This window comes from Clostridium sp. (assembly GCF_051656525.1).
Classification (GTDB): domain Bacteria; phylum Bacillota; class Clostridia; order Clostridiales; family Clostridiaceae; genus Clostridium.
This window is the reverse complement of record NZ_JBOGCC010000239.1, coordinates 1-1,374: the sequence shown is the minus strand read 5'-3', so window position 1 is coordinate 1,374 and position 1,374 is coordinate 1. Positions and strand designations below refer to the sequence as shown.

Below are 1,374 nucleotides of genomic sequence, written 5' to 3'. Positions count from 1 at the left end.
TTGATTTTTTTCCAATAGATACAGCGAAGTATACTGTAATTTGGCCAGATGGAAAAAGTATGGTCCAAAGTGCGACAGCATTTTTAACTAGTATAAAAGAGATTCTAACGATTCTTTGTGTAGTTGAATTAATATATTTAGTAAAACAAATCATATTTGGAACTGGAAGAGTAAGAAAAGTGTTAAGACCTTTAAATGAGATTGTAGAAACTGCAAATAGATTAAGTGGTATGGTAATAGATGAAGAGAAATTTCATAATCTTGAAGAGGCAATTTATAAGATTGAGACAATAACTTCTGATGAGAAGGTTTATATAGGTGATACTGAGCTCAAAGGGTTAGAAGATGCAATAAATAATCTTTTAGAAAGAATGAGGGAAAGCTATAGGCAACAAGCAAGATTTGTGTCAGATGCATCACATGAGCTTAGAACTCCTATTTCAGTAATTCAAGGATATGCTAATATGCTAGATAGATGGGGAAAAAATGATGAAAGTATTCTAGAGGAATCAATTGTAGCAATAAAAAGTGAGTCAGAAAATATGAAAAATCTAGTGGAACAATTATTATTTTTAGCTAGAGGAATTAATGGGAAAATGGGACTTACAATTATAGAGTTTTCTCTTACAGATTTAATGAAAGAAGTATTAGAAGAATCTAAAATGATAGATAAGGAACATATCTATAAGGGAATATTACTTGATAATATAACTATTAGAGGAGATAGTTCATTAATAAAACAAACAGCTAGAATTTTAATAGAAAATGCAGTTAGATATACTGAAAATGGAGAAGAGATTGTAATTAAAGTAGGAGAGAATGAAAAGAAAGAACCATACTTTTCAATACAAGATAATGGAATAGGAATGGAAGAGAAAGATATACCACATATATTTGAAAGATTTTTTAGAGCAGATACAGCCAGAGTACGTAAAGATGGTGGAACAGGACTCGGACTTTCAATAGCAAAATGGATAGTAGATAATCATAGAGGATATTTTAGTGTATTAAGTAGAAGAGGTATTGGAACAAGAATAACAGTATATTTACCACAAGTATTTTAAAAGAAAACTAATCTCTATAAAAGAGGTTAGTTTTTTGTCTAAAAATGTATTACTAAAATTATATACAAAATTATCCAATTAAAATATAATCTTTAAAGGGAAGTTTAAAAAATAATAAAAGTTTTTTTAAAAAAGGTATTTACAACGGATAATAATTATTATATAATAAAATTGTACCAAAGAGGTACGGAAAAAGATTAAAACTAAATTTTTAAAAGTTAAAGTGATTTTTAAAAGTTTAGAGAAATAAATAAAATTTATGTGTGTGAAAATAGAGGAGGAAATTATTATGAAAAAATTTGTTTGTACA

At 27.3% G+C, this 1,374-nt stretch carries 1 protein-coding gene; it reads left to right on the top strand.

Annotated elements, in window-relative coordinates; translation table 11 throughout:
* Nucleotides 1–1,064 (top strand): sensor histidine kinase (locus tag ACRDDY_RS12175; protein WP_438565218.1); only part of this gene is annotated, 1,064 nt, incomplete at its 5' end.
* Between the last annotated feature and the right edge of the window lie 310 nt (nucleotides 1,065–1,374).